Origin of the sequence: Latilactobacillus curvatus JCM 1096 = DSM 20019 (assembly GCF_004101845.1) — a bacterium.
Lineage (GTDB): Bacteria > Bacillota > Bacilli > Lactobacillales > Lactobacillaceae > Latilactobacillus > Latilactobacillus curvatus.
In genome coordinates this window covers 706,046-725,210 of record NZ_CP026116.1, presented here as the reverse complement: position 1 = coordinate 725,210, position 19,165 = coordinate 706,046, and the positions used below count along the sequence as shown (strand labels likewise).

At 40.0% G+C, this 19,165-nt stretch carries 21 protein-coding genes; all 21 read left to right on the top strand.

The genetic code is table 11. The features are described 5' to 3' along the window. The first annotated feature begins 3 nt into the window (after positions 1 to 3). The 21 genes from LCU_RS03860 to LCU_RS03765 all read left to right on the top strand — a co-directional run bounded on the left by LCU_RS03860 (position 4) and on the right by LCU_RS03765 (position 19,161). Positions 4 to 591, top strand: coding sequence for a polysaccharide deacetylase family protein (locus LCU_RS03860; RefSeq protein WP_128486098.1), 588 nt, complete (start codon positions 4 to 6; stop codon positions 589 to 591). After that, positions 581 to 826 (top strand): hypothetical protein, encoded by a 246-nt coding sequence (locus LCU_RS03855; RefSeq protein WP_054644626.1) that lies wholly within the window; start codon positions 581 to 583, stop codon positions 824 to 826. Before LCU_RS03860 ends, LCU_RS03855 begins: the two co-directional genes overlap by 11 nt. Before the next feature lie 119 nt (positions 827 to 945). Beyond that, positions 946 to 1,311, top strand: a complete 366-nt coding sequence (locus LCU_RS10220) for an HNH endonuclease (RefSeq protein WP_056966328.1) — start codon at positions 946 to 948, stop codon at positions 1,309 to 1,311. A 124-nt stretch (positions 1,312 to 1,435) separates the two neighbouring features. Then, the gene (locus LCU_RS03845) at positions 1,436 to 1,897 is read left to right on the top strand and encodes a phage terminase small subunit P27 family (protein ID WP_054644624.1); all 462 of its coding nucleotides are present in this window, start codon (positions 1,436 to 1,438) and stop codon (positions 1,895 to 1,897) included. After that, positions 1,890 to 3,599 carry a terminase large subunit gene (locus LCU_RS03840; RefSeq protein ID WP_056966330.1) on the top strand — a complete coding sequence of 570 codons (1,710 nt, stop codon included), beginning with the start codon at positions 1,890 to 1,892 and terminating at the stop codon, positions 3,597 to 3,599. Before LCU_RS03845 ends, LCU_RS03840 begins: the two co-directional genes overlap by 8 nt. Positions 3,600 to 3,781: 182 nt before the next feature. After that, the gene (locus LCU_RS03835) at positions 3,782 to 4,972 is read left to right on the top strand and encodes a phage portal protein (RefSeq protein ID WP_056966332.1); all 1,191 of its coding nucleotides are present in this window, start codon (positions 3,782 to 3,784) and stop codon (positions 4,970 to 4,972) included. Then, entirely contained in the window at positions 4,944 to 5,495 is a 552-nt protein-coding gene (locus LCU_RS03830; protein ID WP_054644621.1) for an HK97 family phage prohead protease, read from the top strand. Before LCU_RS03835 ends, LCU_RS03830 begins: the two co-directional genes overlap by 29 nt. 36 nt (positions 5,496 to 5,531) lie before the next feature. Next, positions 5,532 to 6,656: a phage major capsid protein gene (locus LCU_RS03825; protein WP_056966334.1), complete on the top strand. Its 1,125-nt coding sequence runs from the start codon at positions 5,532 to 5,534 to the stop codon at positions 6,654 to 6,656. Positions 6,657 to 6,688: 32 nt separating this feature from the next. Then, positions 6,689 to 6,907 carry an Ig-like domain-containing protein gene (locus tag LCU_RS03820; RefSeq protein ID WP_056966336.1) on the top strand — a complete coding sequence of 73 codons (219 nt, stop codon included), beginning with the start codon at positions 6,689 to 6,691 and terminating at the stop codon, positions 6,905 to 6,907. 13 nt (positions 6,908 to 6,920) lie between these two features. Further along, on the top strand, positions 6,921 to 7,250 hold the full coding sequence (locus tag LCU_RS03815; RefSeq protein WP_054644617.1) for a head-tail connector protein: 330 nt from the start codon (positions 6,921 to 6,923) through the stop codon (positions 7,248 to 7,250). Beyond that, positions 7,228 to 7,542 carry a phage head closure protein gene (locus LCU_RS03810; protein WP_056966338.1) on the top strand — a complete coding sequence of 105 codons (315 nt, stop codon included), beginning with the start codon at positions 7,228 to 7,230 and terminating at the stop codon, positions 7,540 to 7,542. The genes LCU_RS03815 and LCU_RS03810 overlap by 23 nt, the downstream gene beginning before the upstream one ends. Beyond that, entirely contained in the window at positions 7,539 to 7,895 is a 357-nt protein-coding gene (locus LCU_RS03805; protein WP_056966340.1) for an HK97-gp10 family putative phage morphogenesis protein, read from the top strand. Before LCU_RS03810 ends, LCU_RS03805 begins: the two co-directional genes overlap by 4 nt. Continuing rightward, positions 7,888 to 8,310: a hypothetical protein gene (locus LCU_RS03800; RefSeq protein ID WP_056966342.1), complete on the top strand. Its 423-nt coding sequence runs from the start codon at positions 7,888 to 7,890 to the stop codon at positions 8,308 to 8,310. Before LCU_RS03805 ends, LCU_RS03800 begins: the two co-directional genes overlap by 8 nt. Next, positions 8,297 to 8,866: a major tail protein gene (locus tag LCU_RS03795; RefSeq protein WP_056966344.1), complete on the top strand. Its 570-nt coding sequence runs from the start codon at positions 8,297 to 8,299 to the stop codon at positions 8,864 to 8,866. Before LCU_RS03800 ends, LCU_RS03795 begins: the two co-directional genes overlap by 14 nt. Positions 8,867 to 8,956: 90 nt before the next feature. After that, positions 8,957 to 9,259, top strand: a complete 303-nt coding sequence (gene gpG, locus LCU_RS03790) for a phage tail assembly chaperone G (protein WP_056966346.1) — start codon at positions 8,957 to 8,959, stop codon at positions 9,257 to 9,259. Positions 9,260 to 9,309: 50 nt separating this feature from the next. After that, positions 9,310 to 9,462 (top strand): hypothetical protein, encoded by a 153-nt coding sequence (locus tag LCU_RS09915; protein WP_155519249.1) that lies wholly within the window; start codon positions 9,310 to 9,312, stop codon positions 9,460 to 9,462. Between the two features lie 17 nt (positions 9,463 to 9,479). Beyond that, positions 9,480 to 13,784: a phage tail tape measure protein gene (locus tag LCU_RS03785; RefSeq protein WP_056966349.1), complete on the top strand. Its 4,305-nt coding sequence runs from the start codon at positions 9,480 to 9,482 to the stop codon at positions 13,782 to 13,784. Then, the gene (locus LCU_RS03780) at positions 13,777 to 14,493 is read left to right on the top strand and encodes a distal tail protein Dit (protein WP_056966351.1); all 717 of its coding nucleotides are present in this window, start codon (positions 13,777 to 13,779) and stop codon (positions 14,491 to 14,493) included. The genes LCU_RS03785 and LCU_RS03780 overlap by 8 nt, the downstream gene beginning before the upstream one ends. Further along, positions 14,475 to 18,506, top strand: coding sequence for a phage tail spike protein (locus LCU_RS03775; protein WP_081038318.1), 4,032 nt, complete (start codon positions 14,475 to 14,477; stop codon positions 18,504 to 18,506). The genes LCU_RS03780 and LCU_RS03775 overlap by 19 nt, the downstream gene beginning before the upstream one ends. After that, positions 18,503 to 18,934 carry a DUF1617 family protein gene (locus LCU_RS03770; RefSeq protein ID WP_056966355.1) on the top strand — a complete coding sequence of 144 codons (432 nt, stop codon included), beginning with the start codon at positions 18,503 to 18,505 and terminating at the stop codon, positions 18,932 to 18,934. Before LCU_RS03775 ends, LCU_RS03770 begins: the two co-directional genes overlap by 4 nt. Further along, positions 18,934 to 19,161, top strand: a complete 228-nt coding sequence (locus LCU_RS03765; protein WP_054644603.1) for a hypothetical protein — start codon at positions 18,934 to 18,936, stop codon at positions 19,159 to 19,161. The genes LCU_RS03770 and LCU_RS03765 overlap by 1 nt, the downstream gene beginning before the upstream one ends. The last annotated feature ends 4 nt before the right edge of the window (positions 19,162 to 19,165 follow it).

Here is a 19,165-nt window from a genome sequence, read left to right as displayed (position 1 = left end):
CTGATGTTTAATTTGTTTAAACGTAACAAAGAACCATTGAATACTGTTGGTCACTGTGGAGGAAATCGTGGTGTGATTCCTGAACGGGGACATGCACCATCACCTGTGCAACCCAAGAAGCAGCCGTATGTACGAATTGAGTTTGATGATATTAATAACCCTACAGTTTGGATTGATGGTGATGAGGTTAAGGGATTAGAAACTTTAGATATTAGCTGCGTAGCGGACGCTAATCGACAAAACAAAGGAAAATTTGAAGTGTCCTATTTAAATAACCATGATGGTCAACTCATGAAACAAGGGCAAACTAACATGCAATCAAGTAGTGTCGATAATGCTGATGGTAAACGTGCTCTCTTTGGATCCACTAAAGATATTGAAAAAGTAATTGAATGTATCAACGAAGCTAAAAAGGATGGCGCAATTGTTTTATTTCTAGACGAGCTCATGTTTGATACAAATGTAAACACACTGGAGATTGTTGTTAAATCATTAGGATACAGATGTACAACTGCTAAATTAGCATTTGAAGGCGAACAGGTATCCGAACGTTTAATAATTACCATTGAGGAGGGCTCACATGAAGACTAGAAACATACTAACCGCCAATGAAATTATCAAGCGTGGCATTGACCCACAGATTAATATCAATGTGCCGAAGGGCGTTGAGACTAACGAGCTTGAGTTCGTCATCATACGATTGCTTTACTTTATGACCAGCAACTATGCTGAGGTCAATAAGATTAGCTTTGAAGAAGCCTTGGAACAATATGGTAAAGCAATCATTACACAGATTGGAGTGATGCGTGATGTATCGAAAGGTTAGAGGCATCAACTGGCTGGCTGATATGGTAACTATCTATGCCAACGATAAAGCATTTATGCGTATGATTAACGGACACGAGGTAACCCAGTCTACAGTTAATATGGTTGAGGCACGCAAGCATGTTAAGTCATGAGTGTGGTAAAGCTGGTTGTCATACTTTAATCAGCATTAATGATAAGTATTGTGATGCGCATCGTGACTACGCTTCGAAAGAGTACAACAAATACAGACAGATTAATCAACACGATTACTTGAAGTTCTATCACTCGAAAGAGTGGAAGCATGCACGCGAGCTACAATTGATTAGACAACCTTTGTGCGAGATATGTTTGTCTAACGATCATGTGACACAAGCAACAACAGTTCATCACAAGATAGAAACTAAAGTTGATTGGTCTCTTAGACTTTCAGAAAACAACTTAGAATCTGTGTGCAAAAGTTGTCACGAAAAAATTTACAAAGGCAGATGGTACGGGGGAAAGTAGCCGGACTGTATTTCAGGTACCCCGTCAACCCTTGGGGCTGTAGGGTTCAAAAACGAAAATGAACGGACTCCCCCTTTCTTCGCGTAAATATCCCTAAATCAAAACTTTTCGAAAGGAGAAAATTATGGCTGGAAGACCTAGAAAACCTACTGGAAACAATAAGAAACACCTAACTAACGATGAGAAAGACGTTAGAAATGAATCAGAATTAATGGCAAGCGACTTCCCGGCATTATCGACAACACCGCCAAAGTGGCTGGACGACGATGCTAAGCGCGAATATAAGCGTGTTGTTGTGGATTTAAAGAGATTACACATCACTAAGTTAGATCAGACGCAATTAAGCTTGTACTGCAATGCCTATTCAAAATACATTATGGCATCTCAAGATGTTGACAATCGCGGCTTGTTAATCGAAGACAAGAAGAACCCATCGGTTAACATTATGACCGATATGTCGAAAGAGATTAGAGCAACTGCTGGCAGTTTGGGCATGACGCTCGATTCGCGTATGAAGCTTGTGGTGCCACAGATTGACAAACAACCTGATGACCCGTTTGCGAAGTTCGGTGATTTAAGTGATTGATTATACGACAGAATATGCGCAAGCAATTGTTGACGGCAAAATTATAGCTGGTAAGAAAACAATTCAAGCCTGCGCACGACATTTAAAGAATCTGACAGATAGTAAGGATAGCGATTATCCTTATTTTTTTGACGTTAAAAAAGCAAATCGTGTGATTGAATTCATCGAAATGTTACCTAATCCAGATGATGGTAAACCATTAAAACTGGTTAACTTTCAGAAGTTTATCGTCGGCTCTCTCTTTGGCTGGAAAAACAAAGAAACCGGCTTTAGACGGTTTAAAAAAGCAGTAATATCAATGGGACGTAAGCAAGGTAAGTCACTTGTTGTGTCTGGAATTGCGCTTTACATGCTGCTTTACGAAGAGATACCTAAGTATGATCGTCAGATTTATTGCGCAGCCAATACACGGCAACAAGCTAAGGTTGTTTATAACATGATTGTTAACTTCTTGAAACAACTTAGAAGTAAGTCAAAAATCATTAAGAAAGCCACTAGTGTACTTAAATCTGAAATACGTCAAGATGGTTCTGGTAGCTATATTATGCCGTTATCGAGCGATTACAACAGCTTAGACGGGCTGAACGTATTATTGGGCATCATTGATGAACAATCACGTTCGACAGATTACGGGCTTGTAGACGTATTAGAAACGTCCCAAGGTCAACAAAGCCAAGCGTTATTAATGATTATCTCGACAGTATCAGAGAAGGTTAACGCATGGTTCTGTACACAAGAATATCCGTATGTGACTGATATTCTAAGTGGCAAAATTACTAATGAAAGCTATTTCTGTGTGTGGTATGAGCAAGATAACGAAGCAGAAATTGCCGATGAAGCCAATTGGATTAAAAGCAATCCGATTTTATTTGATGAAAAAGTTAAGGAGAAACTCTTGCCTAATATTCGCGCTAAATGGCAAGAAGCTACGGATAAGGATAATCAACCACCAGCATTAATCAAATACTTCAATATGTGGCAACAAGAGTCATCTGAAAGCTACATCAAGATTAAAGACTGGAAAGACACCGAGATTGAAATCGAACCAGATTTAATGAACAAGGATGTTTATATTGGCATGGATTTAGCTCGCGTTGGGGACTTATCTGCGGTTAGCTGGATTGTGCCACTAGAAGAGGAAAACAAGTTCTTCATTGACTCTCATGCGTTCGTAGGGACTCGTGGCGGCCTTCAAAACAAGATTGACAGGGATAAGATTCCATACGACCGACTCGCTAATAAAGGGCTTGTGACGCTATCAGAGGCAGAAACTGGAAATATTGATGATCAGCAGATTATTGATTTTGTTTATCAGTTAGTGGACAAATATCAATTTAATGTTAAATATATTTGCTTCGACCGTTATTCTGCCAATAATATCATCAATAATTTAGTGAAAGATTTTGAAATGGTAGACGTTGCGCAAGGCTACGCAACGCTGTCCGAACCAACAAAACAGTTTAGGAAATACGTGCAAGACAGAAATATTATCCATACAAGCAATCAGCTGCTAGAAATTGCGGTTAATAATGCGGTGCTGAAACAGCTTAATGATGCTGTACAGATTGATAAAGCAATGTACCGCAATAAGATTGACCCGTTAGCTGCAGGTATGGATGCATGGACACGAGCGGTATTACACGATTTCAAAAATTCAGATGTTGCTGACAATGATTTTTACATTAATGAATTCACGTTCTAGGGGAGGTGTCTTAGTGAGTTTTCTAGACAATTATGCGCACGTCATTATGTTTATTGTTGGCGTGCTATTTTTATGCATTGGTTACTTCTCAATCTCCCTATCTGTGGGATTGATTGGAACCGGTGCAACCCTACTGACACTCTCTCTATTGCTTTTTAAAATGCGGGAAAGGGGGTGATTAAATGGGATTTTTTAAACCAGTGAACAACGAAAACTATAATACGATGCAATCCATTATTGCGGGTAAACAATCGCCAAACTATGTATCAATTTCTTGTCTAAGAAATAGTGATGTGTTTACCGCCGTTAAAGTCGTTTCGCAGGACATCGCAACGAATCCGATTAAGTTAATCCGAGATGATGACAACGTTATTTCTGATGACTTGAATTACTTATTGAACGTTAAGCCAAATGAGACGATGACAGCTTGGACGTTTAAGTTCGCGCTAGCTGCCAACTTATTGTTATCAGGGAATGCCTATGCACGTGTTTACCGAGATAAACAGGGTAAGCCACTTGAATTGCGGTTGATTAAGCCGTCATGGGTCACTATTTACCGAGATGAAAACGATGTTCTAACTTACAAGATTAATGATGATGACGCTCGAGAGTACGAATTAGCGGCTGCCGATATTCTGCACTATAAATACTTCTCAACTAATGGGATTGTTGGTATCTCACCACTCCACTCACTTAGAAATGAAGTTGAAGTGCAAGACTCTGGTAACCGGATGCTAATGAATTTTTTCAATTCCGGGCTACACAGTCGGGGAACCTTAAAGATTGATAAGGCCGATCTAGCACCAGAAGCAGCTAAAGCCATTAAAAATAAGTTCATTGCGTCAAATAATGACGACACAGGTGTGACTGTTTTAGATACTACGATGGACTACACACAAATTGAAGTTGACACGTCTGTTTTAAAGCTTATTAATTCGAACCAATATTCTACTAAGCAGATTGCTAAGGCATTTTCTATCCCTACGTCAAAACTAGGAATCGAGTCAGCTCATACTTCGGTGGTTCAAGAGAATTTGGATTACATTCAAAATTCATTAGATCATTATTTTTCAGTTTTTAACTCGGAAAATAACGTAAAACTGCTCGACTTTAAAGACAGGTTGAAACTTCACTTTGAATTCGATGTAAGTCGCTTACTCAAATTGGATACGAAGACAAATATTGAAGAATCAATCAAAATGTGGCAAAACGGCGGGATTAATCATGACGAATATCGCAAACGTTTAGGCTATCAGCCTGATTCCGACCAGCATCACTACTATGTGATGAGCAACTATATCCCACTTGATGAGGCACATTTAACATTGAAAGGGGGTGATACGAATGCCAAAACTGGAAACAAGAGCGATTAATACTGACCTAACCGCTAGTGATGATGAAACAAGAACAGTAAGTGGTACGGCGGTAGTTTTTAACCGTGACAGCGAAGATTTGGGCGGCTTTATTGAAAAAGTAGACCCACACGCTTTTGATGGTGTGGATTTAAGAGACGTGTTCATGCTATTTAACCATGATTATAACGCGGTACTTTGCCGAACAATCGCTAATACGCTTGAGTTAACGCTAGATGATGCTGGCTTACATTTTAAGGCAAGTTTGCCAGATACCAGTATTGGACGTGATACCTACGAGAATGTGCGCAATGGTAATATTCAAGGCTGTTCTTTTGGATTTACAGTTAACGAAGATAAGTGGGACACATCAAGCACTGTGTATCGGCGCGATGTTTTAAAAATTGGGGAATTGTATGAAATTACTCTTACTCCAATTCCTGCATACAAAGACACAGATGTGTCGGTTGCACAGCGATTTATTAAACAAAAGACATCAGAATTAGACAAATTAAAAGCAGAACTGGAGCTTATGACTATTTAAGCTCTTTTTTTGTACAAAAAATTAGGAGGCATTTAAATGCTAAACGAAAAAATTAAAGCACTCGAAGCAGAAATTCGAGACTTAGAAACAAAATTCAATACTGATCTAGAATCAGCCAACAAATTTGCGGAAGACGGCAAACTTGAAGAAGTTCGATCACTCAAGAAAACGTTAGACGACGGTAAGAAAGCATTAGCTGAAAAGCGTGACACACTTACAGATTTAAAGAGTATTGCTGAACAACGCAAGATTGAAACAGGCGCTAAAAAAGAAGTTAAAACAGATGAACCAACAGAACAACGCGACTTATTACGCCACTATATCGCATCAAAAGGCGAAATTCGCGCAGGTTTAACAACTGTAGATAATGAAGCAATTCTACCAAAAGATATTGTTTACTCTGCTGAAAAAGAACTCAAAACAGTTGTTGATTTACGACAATTCGTTGATGTGATTCCAGTAACAACTATGAGTGGGACTTACCCAGTTTTAGAAAACGTTAGTGAAGTATTCCCAACAGTTGAAGAATTAGAAAAGAATCCAGAATTAGCTAAGCCTAAATTCAATAAAGTTGATTATAAGATTCAAACTCGTCGTGGCGCCTTAGCAATCTCACAAGAAGACATTGACGATGCAGTTAACGTTGACGGTATTGTGGCTGACCAAATGGCACAACGGGATATTAATACTTCTAACGCCGCTATTTTAGAAAAAACTAAGACAATGACGGCTAAAACGATTAGTTCTTTCGACGACATCAAAAAAATGCTTAACGTTGATTTAGATCCAGCTTACTCAAAAGTAATTATTGCTTCTCAAACTTTCTTCAACTGGTTAGACACCTTAAAAGACAATAATGGACGTTACTTATTGCAAGATTCAATTACTAGCGCGTCTGGCAAAGTATTAAGTGGTAATGTCCCAGTAGCAGTTGTTCCTGACACACAATTAGGCAAACAAGGCGATTCAGTAGCGTTTGTTGGCGATTTAAAACGTGCTGTTAAGTTCTTTGACCGCAAACAATTATCACTACGCTGGATGGACAATGACATCTATGGCCAATATTTAGCAGGTGTTATGCGCTTTGATACACAAGTTGCGGATACCAAAGCTGGTTTCTTTGTAACACAAGGAGACGGTGAACCGTCCCCAAAAGCGTAATCGGTGTTACTTTAAATCAGAAAACAGCTTCAATGAAAGTTGGCGACGTTAAGCCGCTAACCGCAACTGTAGCACCGGATGATGCAACTGATAAGACTGTCACTTGGTCGAGTTCAGATGAAAAAATCGTAACTGTTGATGCTAATGGTTCAACAACCGCAGTAGCTGTCGGTGCTGCAACCGTGACTGTTAAGACCAAAGATGGTGAGTTTACAGCAGATTGCGTTGTAATGGTCACCGCTAAAGAATAGACGGTGATTGCCTATGACGACCGAAGAGATTAAAAACTATTTGCGCATCGATCACACGCTTGATGATAATTTAATCGACAATCTATACCAGTCAGCGCGGGAATACGTCAAGAATGCCATTGATGTGGGAGTAGACGTTGAAACGTTTGCCAAATATAAACTTTTCGAGCGTGCAGCATTGCTTTTAACCGCTCACTGGTACGAGAACCGCTTAGCAAGTGTTCAGACTGGCGGCGGTACTACAAGTATTCCTTACGGGGTGACGCCACTGATTCAGCAGCTGCGCGGGCAATATTATTACGACAAGGAGCGTGAAGCGAATGATAATCAGTCGGTTGAATAACCGCATCACATTTTTCAGCTTAGCGCCTAGTGTCAACGATGACGGCGTTCCAATCGAAAATGTTCGTACTGATGAATATAGCTGTTGGGCTGAGGTTGCTAAGTCGACTAATAAGGAATTCAAAGAAGTCGCCAAAGAAACGACTGATTTCTATATTCGTTACCGTCAAAATAAGTTGATTGACCAGACTTGGAAGATTGACTTCGATGGTCGGATCTATGAAATTGTCCAAGTTGAAGAAGATTTCTTAAACCACGACCTTACAAAGGTTAAGGGAGTGTTAGTGAAATGAAGGGCATGGATGCAATGTTGGCGAACGTCACAAGACTTGAAGTTGAGGCGCCTAAAAAGGCACGTAAGAGCATCAATAAGGGCGCTGAAATCTTTGCTAAGCATCTTAAGGCCGATACGCCAGTAGATTCTGGTGCACTTGCAAGTGACGTTCAAACCGGCCCAATGAAAGCTTCAACTGGACGTTTTGAAAAACAAGTCGGCTACGGCGGTAAAAGTGCTTGGCGGGCCCATTTTCCAGACAAAGGAACAAAAAAGCAACGAGCGCAGAATTTTTCAATTAGAGCGCAGGAAGAATCACGCGATGAGATTCTGGAAGTTTACGCTGAAGAAATGAGGCTTCTAGATGACTAATCTACCTGAAGTTAATGTTAGAAATATTTTAAAAAATTCTAAAGCGCTAGTCAGCTTAATGGATAATATTCGTGGTCAATCATTAGCTATTGTGCCGATTTATACGTTTGCTATCCCAGAAGATTATCAAAAAAACGAGTCTAATCCAGTTATTAGAGTGACTCCAGTACCCAAAGAAGACGCCCATTATGCAGATAATGAGCGTTTTTTAGTGGAAACGTTTGTCCAAGTTGATTTCTGGATAAACAGAAAAGACACAAGCGGTCTAGCTCTTATGCAAGACCTGATTTATCAAGAATTACACAAAAATGGTTATGAACGTTACCAACCTGAACGTTCGATTGACCCTGATTACACAGAACAAATTATGGTAACAGGGCTATTTAGAGGGAGGATTTACAATGAGCAAAGCTAAAATTGGTTTATCACAATTTCAATATGCAACAGTAGAAAACGAAAAAACGAAAAGTGAGATTTTTAAAATTCCGGGGATGCGTTCAGCAAAACTGGATATCACTAACGAATTAGAAACGATCTATGCAGATGACGGTCCATACTTGGTTATTCCAGCCGGTATCACTGAATTGAAACTTGAATTAGGATTGGTTGATTTACCAACAATTGATAAGCAACAAATGTTAGGCGTCACGGTCGAAAACGGAATCGAACGTTACACAAAGACGATTAAAGTCCCTGATGTGGCAGTTATGTTCCGCGCTTTAATGGACGACAACAAATACTGCTACGTTGGTTTGGCAAAGGGTAAATTTAACTTGCCTGGTATGGATTTGAAGACCAAAGAAGACAAGATTGAAGTTGCCGAAGATTCCATTACTGGTAACTTCGTTGCGCGTGGTGAAGAAGAAGATATGTTATTCATCGGGCGTGAAGATAACGAAGACTTCAAGCTTGACGCCTTTACTAAGATGGTATTTAACGGGCAAGCACCAACACCACCTGTTGGAGGGTAAGTGCTTAAAACAGCTAGTAAATAGGAATTAAGAGCACACTCACTCTCTTGAGTTGGTTGGTGGATGGATTAATTAACGGAGGTTCTACACATGGAAATTGAATTAAATATTAATGGTGAAACTAAAAAATTTACACGTACGAAACCGCTCAGCTTGGCGGACACGCTTTTAGCATTGGAACTTCAATTAAAACAGCAAAAACGTGCTGAAAAAGATTCAGAAACAGCTAAAGATTTAAAGGACAACTTAAGTGACATCTGCGAATTCTTGTCTAAATTTTTCGACAATCAATTTTCTTTGAAAGAAGCTTACGAGGGATTAGACCCCAAGAATATCGCCACTGTTAATAGATTTGTTGAACAAGCGCTAGGTGGTGAAGACGAAAATTTATAGAGAGCGTAACCAGCAAGGATATTCAAGAAGCTATTAATAGCTACTTTTCAATGATGAAAAGTTTACAGAATAACGCTGGTTACAAAATCAAAGAAATTTTAAACCTCTCACTTGACGATCTAGATTTAATCGTTAAGTTAAATGAACCAGAAGAAGATAAGGAAAAGCCAATTGATAAGGCCTTTCCTTTTTTATTTCATTAGAAAGGAGGAAATAATAAATGGCAGGAAGTTTAGGACACATCTCGGGTACTGTTTCGCTTGATATTAATCCTTTTAAGCAATCGACACGTGTTTTGCAACAACAGATTAAAGCTACTGGTAATGCGGTTAAAGCGCAAGAAACGGCTATTAAATCGAGCGGCAAAAGTATTAATGATTTAAAAGCTAACTATGCCACAATGGGCAAACAGTTACAGCAGTATAACGCCTTACTTTCCCAACAAAAAGGTCAGTTTGAAAGTTATAAATCGAGCATTAAAGACGTAAACGGCGCGACTGATGAGCAAAAAAATAAGCTCTCTCGATTGGAAAACGAGTACAACAAAACAGCGGCGTCTACTTCAAGATTAGAATCTAAGATGCAAGCTACCGCTAGAACGATTGCTATTCAAGACAGTGGCTGGACTAAAGCTGGCGAAAAGCTAACTAAGTTTGGCAATGCCACCACCACAGCAGGTGAGAAGCTTACTTCGTTAGGTCGAAAAGCGACAATTGGCATCACCACACCAATCATAGGTGGCTTTACAGTTGCTGCTAAATCTGCAATTGATTTCAACTCACAGATTAGTGCGCTTGGCCCGTTATTAACCAACGGCGGTAAGATTACGGCTTCTGTTCGTGGAGAGTTAGACCAGATGAGTAGCTCGTCTAAAAAGTGGGCGATGCAGTTCGGTGTTTCAACCGACAAGATTAATGATGGCATGACCGAAATGGTAAAGCGTGGTTATACAGCTCAACAGACAATGGGCGCTATGCCTGCTGTATTGAACGCTGCTAAGGCATCTGGCGATGACTTTAATGACGTTATGCACGTATCGACATCTGTTCTTGAACAATTCGGGTTAAAAACAAAGTCAACAACTGGGATGCTTAAGAATACAAGCCGTGTAACCGATAGTTTAACGTATGTCGCCAATGCTACAGCTGCAGGTTTCCAAGATATGGGTGAAGCCATGACTTATGTCGGACCATCCGCTCATGCCGCCGGAATTAGCTTGGAAGAAACGGCTGCTGCGATTGGGATTATGAGTAATAAAGGTATTGAAGGTTCGGTTGCTGGTACAGCTTTACGTGGTGCTTTAACTCGGTTAATGAAACCATCTAAACAAAACGTTGCTGGATTTAAAGCAATGGGTATTTCAGTTGAAGACTTTAAAAAAGGTACATTAACCTTACCTGAGATTATCGATAAGATTAAAACCAATACTGCCGGTTGGACTGACCAACAACGCGCATCATCAATTGCAATGGCATTTGGTACTGAAGCGCAAGCCGGAATGAACGCTTTAATTTCTGCTGGCGGTGACGAATTACGCAAATACACCAAGGGTGCACAGGATTCAGCCGGCACCACCAAAAAAATTGCTGATCAATTGAATGATACGCAAGCTGCCAAGGTAGCACGGTTTAAAGAGTCAATCCATGTTTTAGGAATTGAATTTGGTGAGAAATTATTGCCAACATTGACGCCTCTAATCGAAAAAGCAACCGATATGGTACAAGCGTTCTCAAACATGGACAGTGCGACACAACAATCCATTATTAAGTGGGCGTTGTTTGCAGCTGCGATTGGGCCAGTTGCAGGTACTTTAGGAAATGTTTTTACAGTAACTGGTGCTGTTAATTCGAAACTCGGTAAATTATTTACAATGCTTGGCCGTGTTTCAGGAACTTCTAAAGCGGCTGAGTCGGGTATTGAAGGCGCTGGGACAGCTTTAAATAGTGCCGGTAAGGGTGCAGGATTGTTTAGTAGTGGATTGTCGTTATTAAATCCATATGTATTAGGAACAATTGCAGTCGTCGGCGCTGGTGTGGCTGTTTGGGAACTTTGGGGCAAGAAAGCTGTGGAATCTGCTAATAGAACTTCACGTTGGGGGACTGATGTTGGCAAGTCTGCTGATAAATCGCTAACTAAAATGCAAGGATTCTCAACGCAAGCTTCTACCGCGCTCGAAGGCTTTAACGGGAAAACAAAAACAACAACTAAACAAGTAGCTTCTAATTTTTCTGACATGTATGAGCAGATGGTCACAGATTCAAATAACTCCATTAAAAAAATGGAAGATGATATTAATGACCTACCTGGTTTTGCCAAGAAAGATGCGCAGGCAAATGTTTTACAACGCAAAAAAGCAAATGCAGAAATTTTAGCGGACGCAAGGAAACAAAACGAGTTAATCCAAACTGTACTCAAAAAACATAATGGCGATGTTTCAAAACTAACCGATGATGAACGTACCATCGTACTTAATGGGCGTACACGTATGAATGCTGATGAAGTTAAGCTTCTACAAATTAGTGGCAAGGCTAAGAAATCTGTAATAGCTGCTTTAAATGGCGATATTGATACGATGAATCATCAACAACGTGGTAAAGCGATTGATGATTTAACAAGTCAATTTAGATCAGAAGAAAAAGCTTATCAAAAACAAGCAGCGACAATTAAAAAGGCATATTCAGACAATACAATTTCTGCCAAACAGTACGGTGCGTACATGAAGCAATTAAAAGCAGAGCACAACGCTTCTACAGAAAGTATGGTTGCGTCTGTATTCAAACTTGCCAAGGCTAATGGCGAGTCAAAAGACCAAATTACTCAAGATTTATTAAATTTTGGGTATACGTACGAACAAGCGGCTAAAATTGTTAAAACTCAAAGCCAAAACATGTCCGATAGTACCGGGATAGTTGCAGCAGATACTGCTAACATGTCAAAATCAACCGCTAAAGCAAATGAACAATGGAATAAGTTAATCTTTGACCCTAAAACTGGCAAGGTCAAAACCAACGCCCAAGAGGAAGTTAACAAAGCTGCCCAATCGCAAAAAGGTTGGAACCAACTCACCTATGATTTGAAACATGCTAACTTAAGCAGCAATGCTAAGTTAATGATTGGTGAAGCCGCGCTCGCGAATGGTAAGTGGGATGATCTGACGTGGAAAGAACAACAAGCCATTGTTGCTGTTAAGGGTAATAAGGAAATGGCTGATATCATTCAACAGTTCGGTATTTGGGACCAATTCACACCAGAGCAAAAAGAAGCTATCTTGCACGGCGATGCGTCACCGATTGCTAATTTACTTTTAAAGGGTGGTCAATGGAACATGTTGACGCTCAAAGAGCAGCAAGCGTTGGTTAAAGATAAGGCAACTGTACCTTTAGTTAATATTTTAGATAAATATGGTGTATGGCAAGGTCTATCTGACGCTGAAAAGAACGCTATTTTAAACACTAAAGGTGCACCAGCACTTGCGGATATGGTTGTTAAGTATGGCGCTTGGAACAATCTTCCACAAAAACAAAAAGATCTATTAATTAATAATACAGATGCTCGGCAGAAATTAATTGATGCTGGCATCTTATTGGACAACTACAAGACAAACAATCCTGCAAGTAAACCACTGCAAGCTCATGATGGCGGATTAGCAGGGGCAGTTGCTGCTGGCAACGCACAAGTTGACGGCTTGAAGGGTAACAACCCACCAAGCAAAGGGCTGAAGGGTCATGATGCCGGCTTAGCGGCAGCAATTAATGCGGGTAATGACAAAATCAATGGCTTGAAAGGTAACAACCCACCAAGCAAGGGATTAAAAGGCCATGATGCTGGACTAGGTAGTGTAGTAGCCGCTAGCAATACTCAATTGAACGGGTTTAGCTCGAATAATCCGGGGGCGAAATATCTTAAAGCGCATGATAATGCATCAGGTCCAGCAGATGCTGCATCATCTGCTGTAGATAGATTTAGCTGGAAACGAGATCATAAAGTGACGTTAACAACTGTTTTTGAAACGGTTGAAAAGAAGATTAAAAGCTTCTTTGCTAACGGGACAAATAATGCACCTGGGGGCCCAGCAGTTGTCAATGACCAGAATGGCGCAAACTTTCAAGAGTTGGTCATTCCAAAAGGCGGCAATCCGTTGCTTTTTTCCGGTAGAAATGTATTCCTGCCTAATTTAAAAAAGGGCTCAACGGTTATTCCGGCTAATAAGACAAAACGGATTCTAAGCTCAATACCACATTTTAAAAATGGTACTGCTAATAATACTCGTGCTTTGGGTACTTTATTGAAAGCCAGTGCTATAAATCAAGATACAAATGTTGTTATTAATAACAACTCTCAAGCGGCAGATTTAAAAAATGTTGAAGTTAAACTTGACAAGATGATCATGTTGTTAAGTGGCAAGCTAACGGTTGATGTTGATAGTGATAATAGATTAATTGTAAAAAACGACAACATTCGAACTACAATGCAAGAAATTGGTTGGCAGACTCAAATTAATCAAAGGGGGCGTTTAAATGGTTAAAAATTATTTTGAATATCTCAAAAAGAAGTCAAACGATTATGGTTTGGCTTTTTTAAAAGGACAAACCATAAATTCTGCCACATTCGATGATGCCAATGTAGAAATCCCTGGGCGCGATGGTTTTCTAACAATGAGTAATAAAAGATATAAAAGCGCAAATTTAGTTTTTAAATGCAACGTCTATTCAAAAACAGGTATACAAGAGGCTGAAAGCGAAATAGCGAATTGGTTATTATCAGACGTTGGTTGGCATAACTTGACTTGGTCAGAAGACCCAGGGTTTACCTATATCGCTAAAATTGATGGAGGACTGAGCATTGAAAGATTAGGTAAAACCTACGGCAACGTAGATATAAACTTTCTAATTCAACCGAATAAGTTTTTGGACGAAGGACAATCAACCTTAGCAATTAAAAACGGACAAACGCTAACAAATAAAGGTACATTATCAGCAAAACCATTGATTAAAATTACTGGTTCTGGCGATATTAAGCTTACGATTGGCAGTACGGAATTTGATTTACGTAAGGTTGATCAAGGAATCATTCTAGACTGTGAATCACAGACAGCAACTAGTCTCGATGGTAAGCGAACGCAGTTTGATAAATTGTACTCGAACTTTAGCACTATTCCTGTGGGTAACAATAAAATCAGTTGGACGGGTTCGGCTACCGTTGAGATTACGCCAAGATGGGCGGTGATAGCTTGAGTGTACCTATTCTATATGAAGCTAACGCTACTGATTTTAACAATTTAGGGCTCGGACCATTAGTTGATACCACAGTTGCGACAGTAACTGAAGAACGAAATGGACAGTTTATTCTAGAAATGCAATATCCGGTTGATGGGATTCGGGCTAGTTTAATCGCTAAGAATCGTATTCTTAAAGTAGATGCTGGACATAAATTAAAGGACCAGCGCTTTGTAATCAAGCGGATTAATCGCATCATGGGGAACGACGGATTATCTTACTCTATTTATGCTGAACATATTAGTTATATAACTGCTGATTATGCCCTCAAACCAAATTTAACGGTTAATGGTAGCGGAAATGTAGCTATGACTCAATGGCTAAACGGCATCATAGACTCTAATAGAATTCACGTTGATAGTGATATCACCACCGAGAATACGACAAGTTGGACGATTGACAAGGTGCAGAATGCACGCCAAGCATTAGGCGGTGTTCAAGGTTCAATTCTTGACGTTTGGGGCGGCGAATATCGCTTTGACAATCTGAACATTAGTTTATTAAGACATCGTGGAACTGTTTCAAATACGCTGCTATCATATGGGCGTAATATTACAGATTTTGACCAAGAAGAGAATATTACAAACACTTATACTTCAATATATCCATTTGCTAGCTACTCCGTACAAAATGGCGACACTTCGGAGCAGAAGATTTTAACTATTCCCGATCTAGTTGTAGATTCCGAATATGTAAATAATTTTCCAAATCGAAAAATTCAAGTTGTAGATTTCAGCGATAAGTTTAGTACCGATGAAAAGCCCACTGTTGAACGCTTAGCAGAATTTGCTAAAAGCTATATCAAAAGCAATAACGTAGGTGTACCGACTGTTTCTACTAAAATTAGTTTTGTTGACTTATCTAAAACTGAAAATTATAAAGAATTTGCACCGCTAGAAGAGCTCGATTTATGCGATGAAGTTCCTTTCGCTTTTGAAAAATTTGGGATAAAAACAACTGCTAAAATTAGTAGAATTGTGTGGAATGTTTTACTTGATAGCTACGATTCATTAGAACTAGGCGAGTTAAAGACGAATTTAAGCGATGTTATTAATAACACTAATAATGCTGCTCTTGATGCAAAAGATGCCGCTAATGATGCAAAAAACAGCGCAGACAATGCAGCATTATCTGCCAATGGGAAAAATAGAAATTGGTACGGGGCAGATGACCCGACTTTTGGTCATCTTAGTGAACTTCGCGAGGGTGATTCCTGGTATATGCCTAACGGCGAAGATACCGAACTATATCATTGGATTAACGGCCAGTGGGTCTTTATTTTGTCGACCAAGGATGCCCATGACGCGGCAGACGCAGCGGACAAAGCATCAAAAGAAGCCGAAGAAGCCAAAAAAACGGCTAACAAGGCAGTAGATGGTGCCAATGACGCAGTAGCCAAAGCGGGATTTGCGAACGACACGGCGACACAAGCTAAATCAGATGCGGCGGCTGCCACTCAGAATGCAACGACAGCCCTAACTAATGCGGGCACAGCTTTAACCAATGCTAAAAATGCCTTGGATAACGTTACTAAGTTAGACCAAACGGTTAAAACCGAAGTCACTAACATTAATGGGCAGCTTGCACAAAAGGTTAGCCAGACTACGTTTGATACGTTAAAAGGCACTGTTACAAGCCAAGGTACACTTATCAATCAAAATAAAGATGCTATTAAATTAAAGGCTGATCAGACTTACGTCGACACGATTAAGGGTACGGTGGCAAATAATACTGCTGCCATTGACCTTAACAGCAAAGAAATCAAGCTAAAGGCTAGCCAATCAGACGTCGATAAGCTAGGCGGGCGAGTAACCAACGCGGAAGCTCAAATCAAACTGCAAGCTGACCAGATTAAGTTGACGGTAAGTAAGACAGAACTAACCAACGTTTTGGGCGACTATGCCACACAAACATGGACGCAGTCGCAGATTAAAAGCACTGCTGACCAGATTAATTTAAGTGTTGAGCAATCGATCACGACCTCAGAAAATACGTTAAATAATAACATTGCAAACGCCACAAACGATATGGCCACAAAAACGTGGACAAAAGGACAACTTGATTTAACGGATAGCAGCCTAACGAGCCAGATATCAAGTGTTAAAGATGGGTTAACAACCCAATATACTCAGTTACAGCAAACGCTAAATGGCGTGCAAGTGACGGCCAATAACGCGGTCACACAAACTCAATACACTCAACTGTCAGATCAATTTACGACAACAATCGCCAATGTGGGTAATGGAGGTACAAACCTTTTATACGATGGAGGGTTTGAGAGCGGCAAATTAAATGGTCTACCGGAATTTTATAATAATAGTCTCGGTAATCGGCCGTTACCACGAGGTAATTATGCTGTTTACTTATATGCTATGCCGGCTGAGGTCAATGACGATAAAGTATGGTATTGGTCATTGCCAAACCCGATTGTGATTAAAGCAAATCAATATTATGTTATCTCTTATGATTATTCTGCGGCAGGATCAGCGACAACTGCTAGTGATTATGCGGTCGATAATGCCGGTAACATAATTTTTGGTATTATGATGGAACATACCGCACATGACATGTCAGATCAGAGTGCCTGGAAACGGTATAAAAAGGTGTTTAGATTAAGCACTGATACCACAATTACAAAGTTGAGATTTGGTTGGGTTGCTAACAGCTTATCGGGAGGCTGGAAAGTAATAGACAATGTGCAGATTGAGGACGGTTCAATTGCACATCCGTATAGTCCATCGCAAAACGATTTAGCAACATCTAGTCAGTTTACTCAGCTCCAAAACGACATTAATCTCCGCGTTAAAGCGGGCGACGTAGTCAACCAAATTAACATCAGTCCAGAAAGCATTTTAATTGACGGCAAGAAGGTCCACATCACGGGGCAAACGTCAATTGATAACGCAGTGATTAAAGATGCCATGATTGCAGACATTAAAGCCGATAAGATTACCGCTGGGACGCTTAATGCTGCTAACGTGAATGTGATTAACCTTAATGCGGATAACATTACGACGGGGACTTTAAAGGGCGCTAATTTAAGCTTGAATCTTAATACCGGGGAAGTTGTATTCCAGAAAGGTTCGATTAAATCAACCAATGGCAATCTAAACATCGACATCAGCAAGGGTACAATGGCGGTTATCAACCAGTACAAAAGTGGTTTTTATTTTGAAGATGGCAAGCTTGTTTTAAATGACGGCTGGTTGGAAGGTACTTCGAACCAGCCTAAATATGGGTCGCTTGAATACAACGCCAATTTCTTCACTGTTAACGGCTTAGCTGTTAAAGGAACAGAAGGCGTGACGATTGGGACACCAGGTTACAATCCATTAGCAATGTTCTCGTCAGTTAAGGAATCCGGGATTGCAATTGACAAAAAACATCTAGAAATAGGAAGTGTTGGCCCAACAATAATTAGTTCTGGCAATGAATTCTTTATGAATTTATGGACACAGCCGCCTTTTATTGCCGTTGGGACAACAGCGGATGGTAATCATATGACTACTAGTGATCCTGGCTCTCGAATTTCTTTATACGCCGAGTATGTACACATTAAATCGGCATACTCAAAGACAGCCAGTGGTTCGGCGAATGTTATCGTTTCCGAAGATGGCGCGCTTGTCCGTTCCACGTCAGCCTCTAAATATAAAACCGATATTGTTCGAACTAACATCTCTAATTACGGAGAGAAGTTGCTAGAGTTGCCAACTGCGACATGGACTGATATTGCTGAAACTAAACGTTATCGAGATGATCCAGTTAATCAGATTAAACCGACGCGCAACTTCGGGATGATTGCCGAAGATTTGGCGGAAGCTGGGCTTGAAATGCTGGTTGTCCGCGGAACAGATGGCGAACTTGAAGGAATTAATTACGACCGTATCGGGCCAGCTTTAATCCCGGTAATTGCGAAACTTAAAAATGAAGTTGAAACACTAAAACAACAATTGGAGGAAAAAACAGCATGACTAAAACACTTACATTTAAAAATAAAGACATGGTAGCAGTAGGTAATTTTTTAGGGACATTAAATCTAAAGAGCAAAGCCAGCCGCGGACGCTCAAAACTAGTTAAGTTATTAATGGTAAAAATCGACGAATATAATGACGACCGTAAAGAAGCGTTAGATCCTTATTTCAAAGATGGCGAACTTTTAAAAGACAAAGACGGTAAAAACTTGCCTGAAAATGAGGAAAATGCTAAGAAAATCGCTGAAGAAATGGAATCCGAAACCGCAGTGATTGAATTCACGGAATATTCCGAAAAATTAAAGGCGCTCTATGAAGCCATTATCGACTATCCTAGCGAATTTAACGGTGTCGATGGCATGGCCTACGATTTATTGATGGACCAACTAGAGATGGTTTTCGAAACTGAAAAGGATGGCGAAAAATAATGGATATTAGAACAACAAGTTTATCTTATAACTTTGATAGTGAAGGCAATACAACATCGGTGACGGTCAGTCTAAGTGGACAAGGTGGTTCAGATTACATCAACGCAAATATGGCGGTTACCGCCGAAGATTTAACTAAGGATCAGACTTTTGATGACTTAACTAAGAAAGACATTACAACGATTGCGCGGGCTAAGTTAGCTAAGGCAACGGCGGTTAAAGAATAGAAGG

Bases quoted from the DNA above. Each gene is read 5' to 3' on its own strand.
- LCU_RS03765 (WP_054644603.1), top strand. From the start codon at position 18,934: ATGGATATTAGAACAACAAGTTTATCTTATAACTTTGATAGTGAAGGC.
- LCU_RS03855 (WP_054644626.1), top strand. From the start codon at position 581: ATGAAGACTAGAAACATACTAACCGCCAATGAAATTATCAAGCGTGGC.
- gpG (WP_056966346.1), top strand. From the start codon at position 8,957: ATGGAAATTGAATTAAATATTAATGGTGAAACTAAAAAATTTACACGT.
- LCU_RS03825 (WP_056966334.1), top strand. From the start codon at position 5,532: ATGCTAAACGAAAAAATTAAAGCACTCGAAGCAGAAATTCGAGACTTA.
- LCU_RS03860 (WP_128486098.1), top strand. From the start codon at position 4: ATGTTTAATTTGTTTAAACGTAACAAAGAACCATTGAATACTGTTGGT.
- LCU_RS03815 (WP_054644617.1), top strand. From the start codon at position 6,921: ATGACGACCGAAGAGATTAAAAACTATTTGCGCATCGATCACACGCTT.
- LCU_RS03830 (WP_054644621.1), top strand. From the start codon at position 4,944: ATGCCAAAACTGGAAACAAGAGCGATTAATACTGACCTAACCGCTAGT.
- LCU_RS03845 (WP_054644624.1), top strand. From the start codon at position 1,436: ATGGCTGGAAGACCTAGAAAACCTACTGGAAACAATAAGAAACACCTA.
- LCU_RS03780 (WP_056966351.1), top strand. From the start codon at position 13,777: ATGGTTAAAAATTATTTTGAATATCTCAAAAAGAAGTCAAACGATTAT.
- LCU_RS03770 (WP_056966355.1), top strand. From the start codon at position 18,503: ATGACTAAAACACTTACATTTAAAAATAAAGACATGGTAGCAGTAGGT.
- LCU_RS03805 (WP_056966340.1), top strand. From the start codon at position 7,539: ATGAAGGGCATGGATGCAATGTTGGCGAACGTCACAAGACTTGAAGTT.
- LCU_RS03810 (WP_056966338.1), top strand. From the start codon at position 7,228: ATGATAATCAGTCGGTTGAATAACCGCATCACATTTTTCAGCTTAGCG.
- LCU_RS09915 (WP_155519249.1), top strand. From the start codon at position 9,310: ATGATGAAAAGTTTACAGAATAACGCTGGTTACAAAATCAAAGAAATT.
- LCU_RS03775 (WP_081038318.1), top strand. From the start codon at position 14,475: ATGGGCGGTGATAGCTTGAGTGTACCTATTCTATATGAAGCTAACGCT.
- LCU_RS03795 (WP_056966344.1), top strand. From the start codon at position 8,297: ATGAGCAAAGCTAAAATTGGTTTATCACAATTTCAATATGCAACAGTA.
- LCU_RS10220 (WP_056966328.1), top strand. From the start codon at position 946: ATGTTAAGTCATGAGTGTGGTAAAGCTGGTTGTCATACTTTAATCAGC.
- LCU_RS03820 (WP_056966336.1), top strand. From the start codon at position 6,689: ATGAAAGTTGGCGACGTTAAGCCGCTAACCGCAACTGTAGCACCGGAT.
- LCU_RS03785 (WP_056966349.1), top strand. From the start codon at position 9,480: ATGGCAGGAAGTTTAGGACACATCTCGGGTACTGTTTCGCTTGATATT.
- LCU_RS03800 (WP_056966342.1), top strand. From the start codon at position 7,888: ATGACTAATCTACCTGAAGTTAATGTTAGAAATATTTTAAAAAATTCT.
- LCU_RS03835 (WP_056966332.1), top strand. From the start codon at position 3,782: ATGGGATTTTTTAAACCAGTGAACAACGAAAACTATAATACGATGCAA.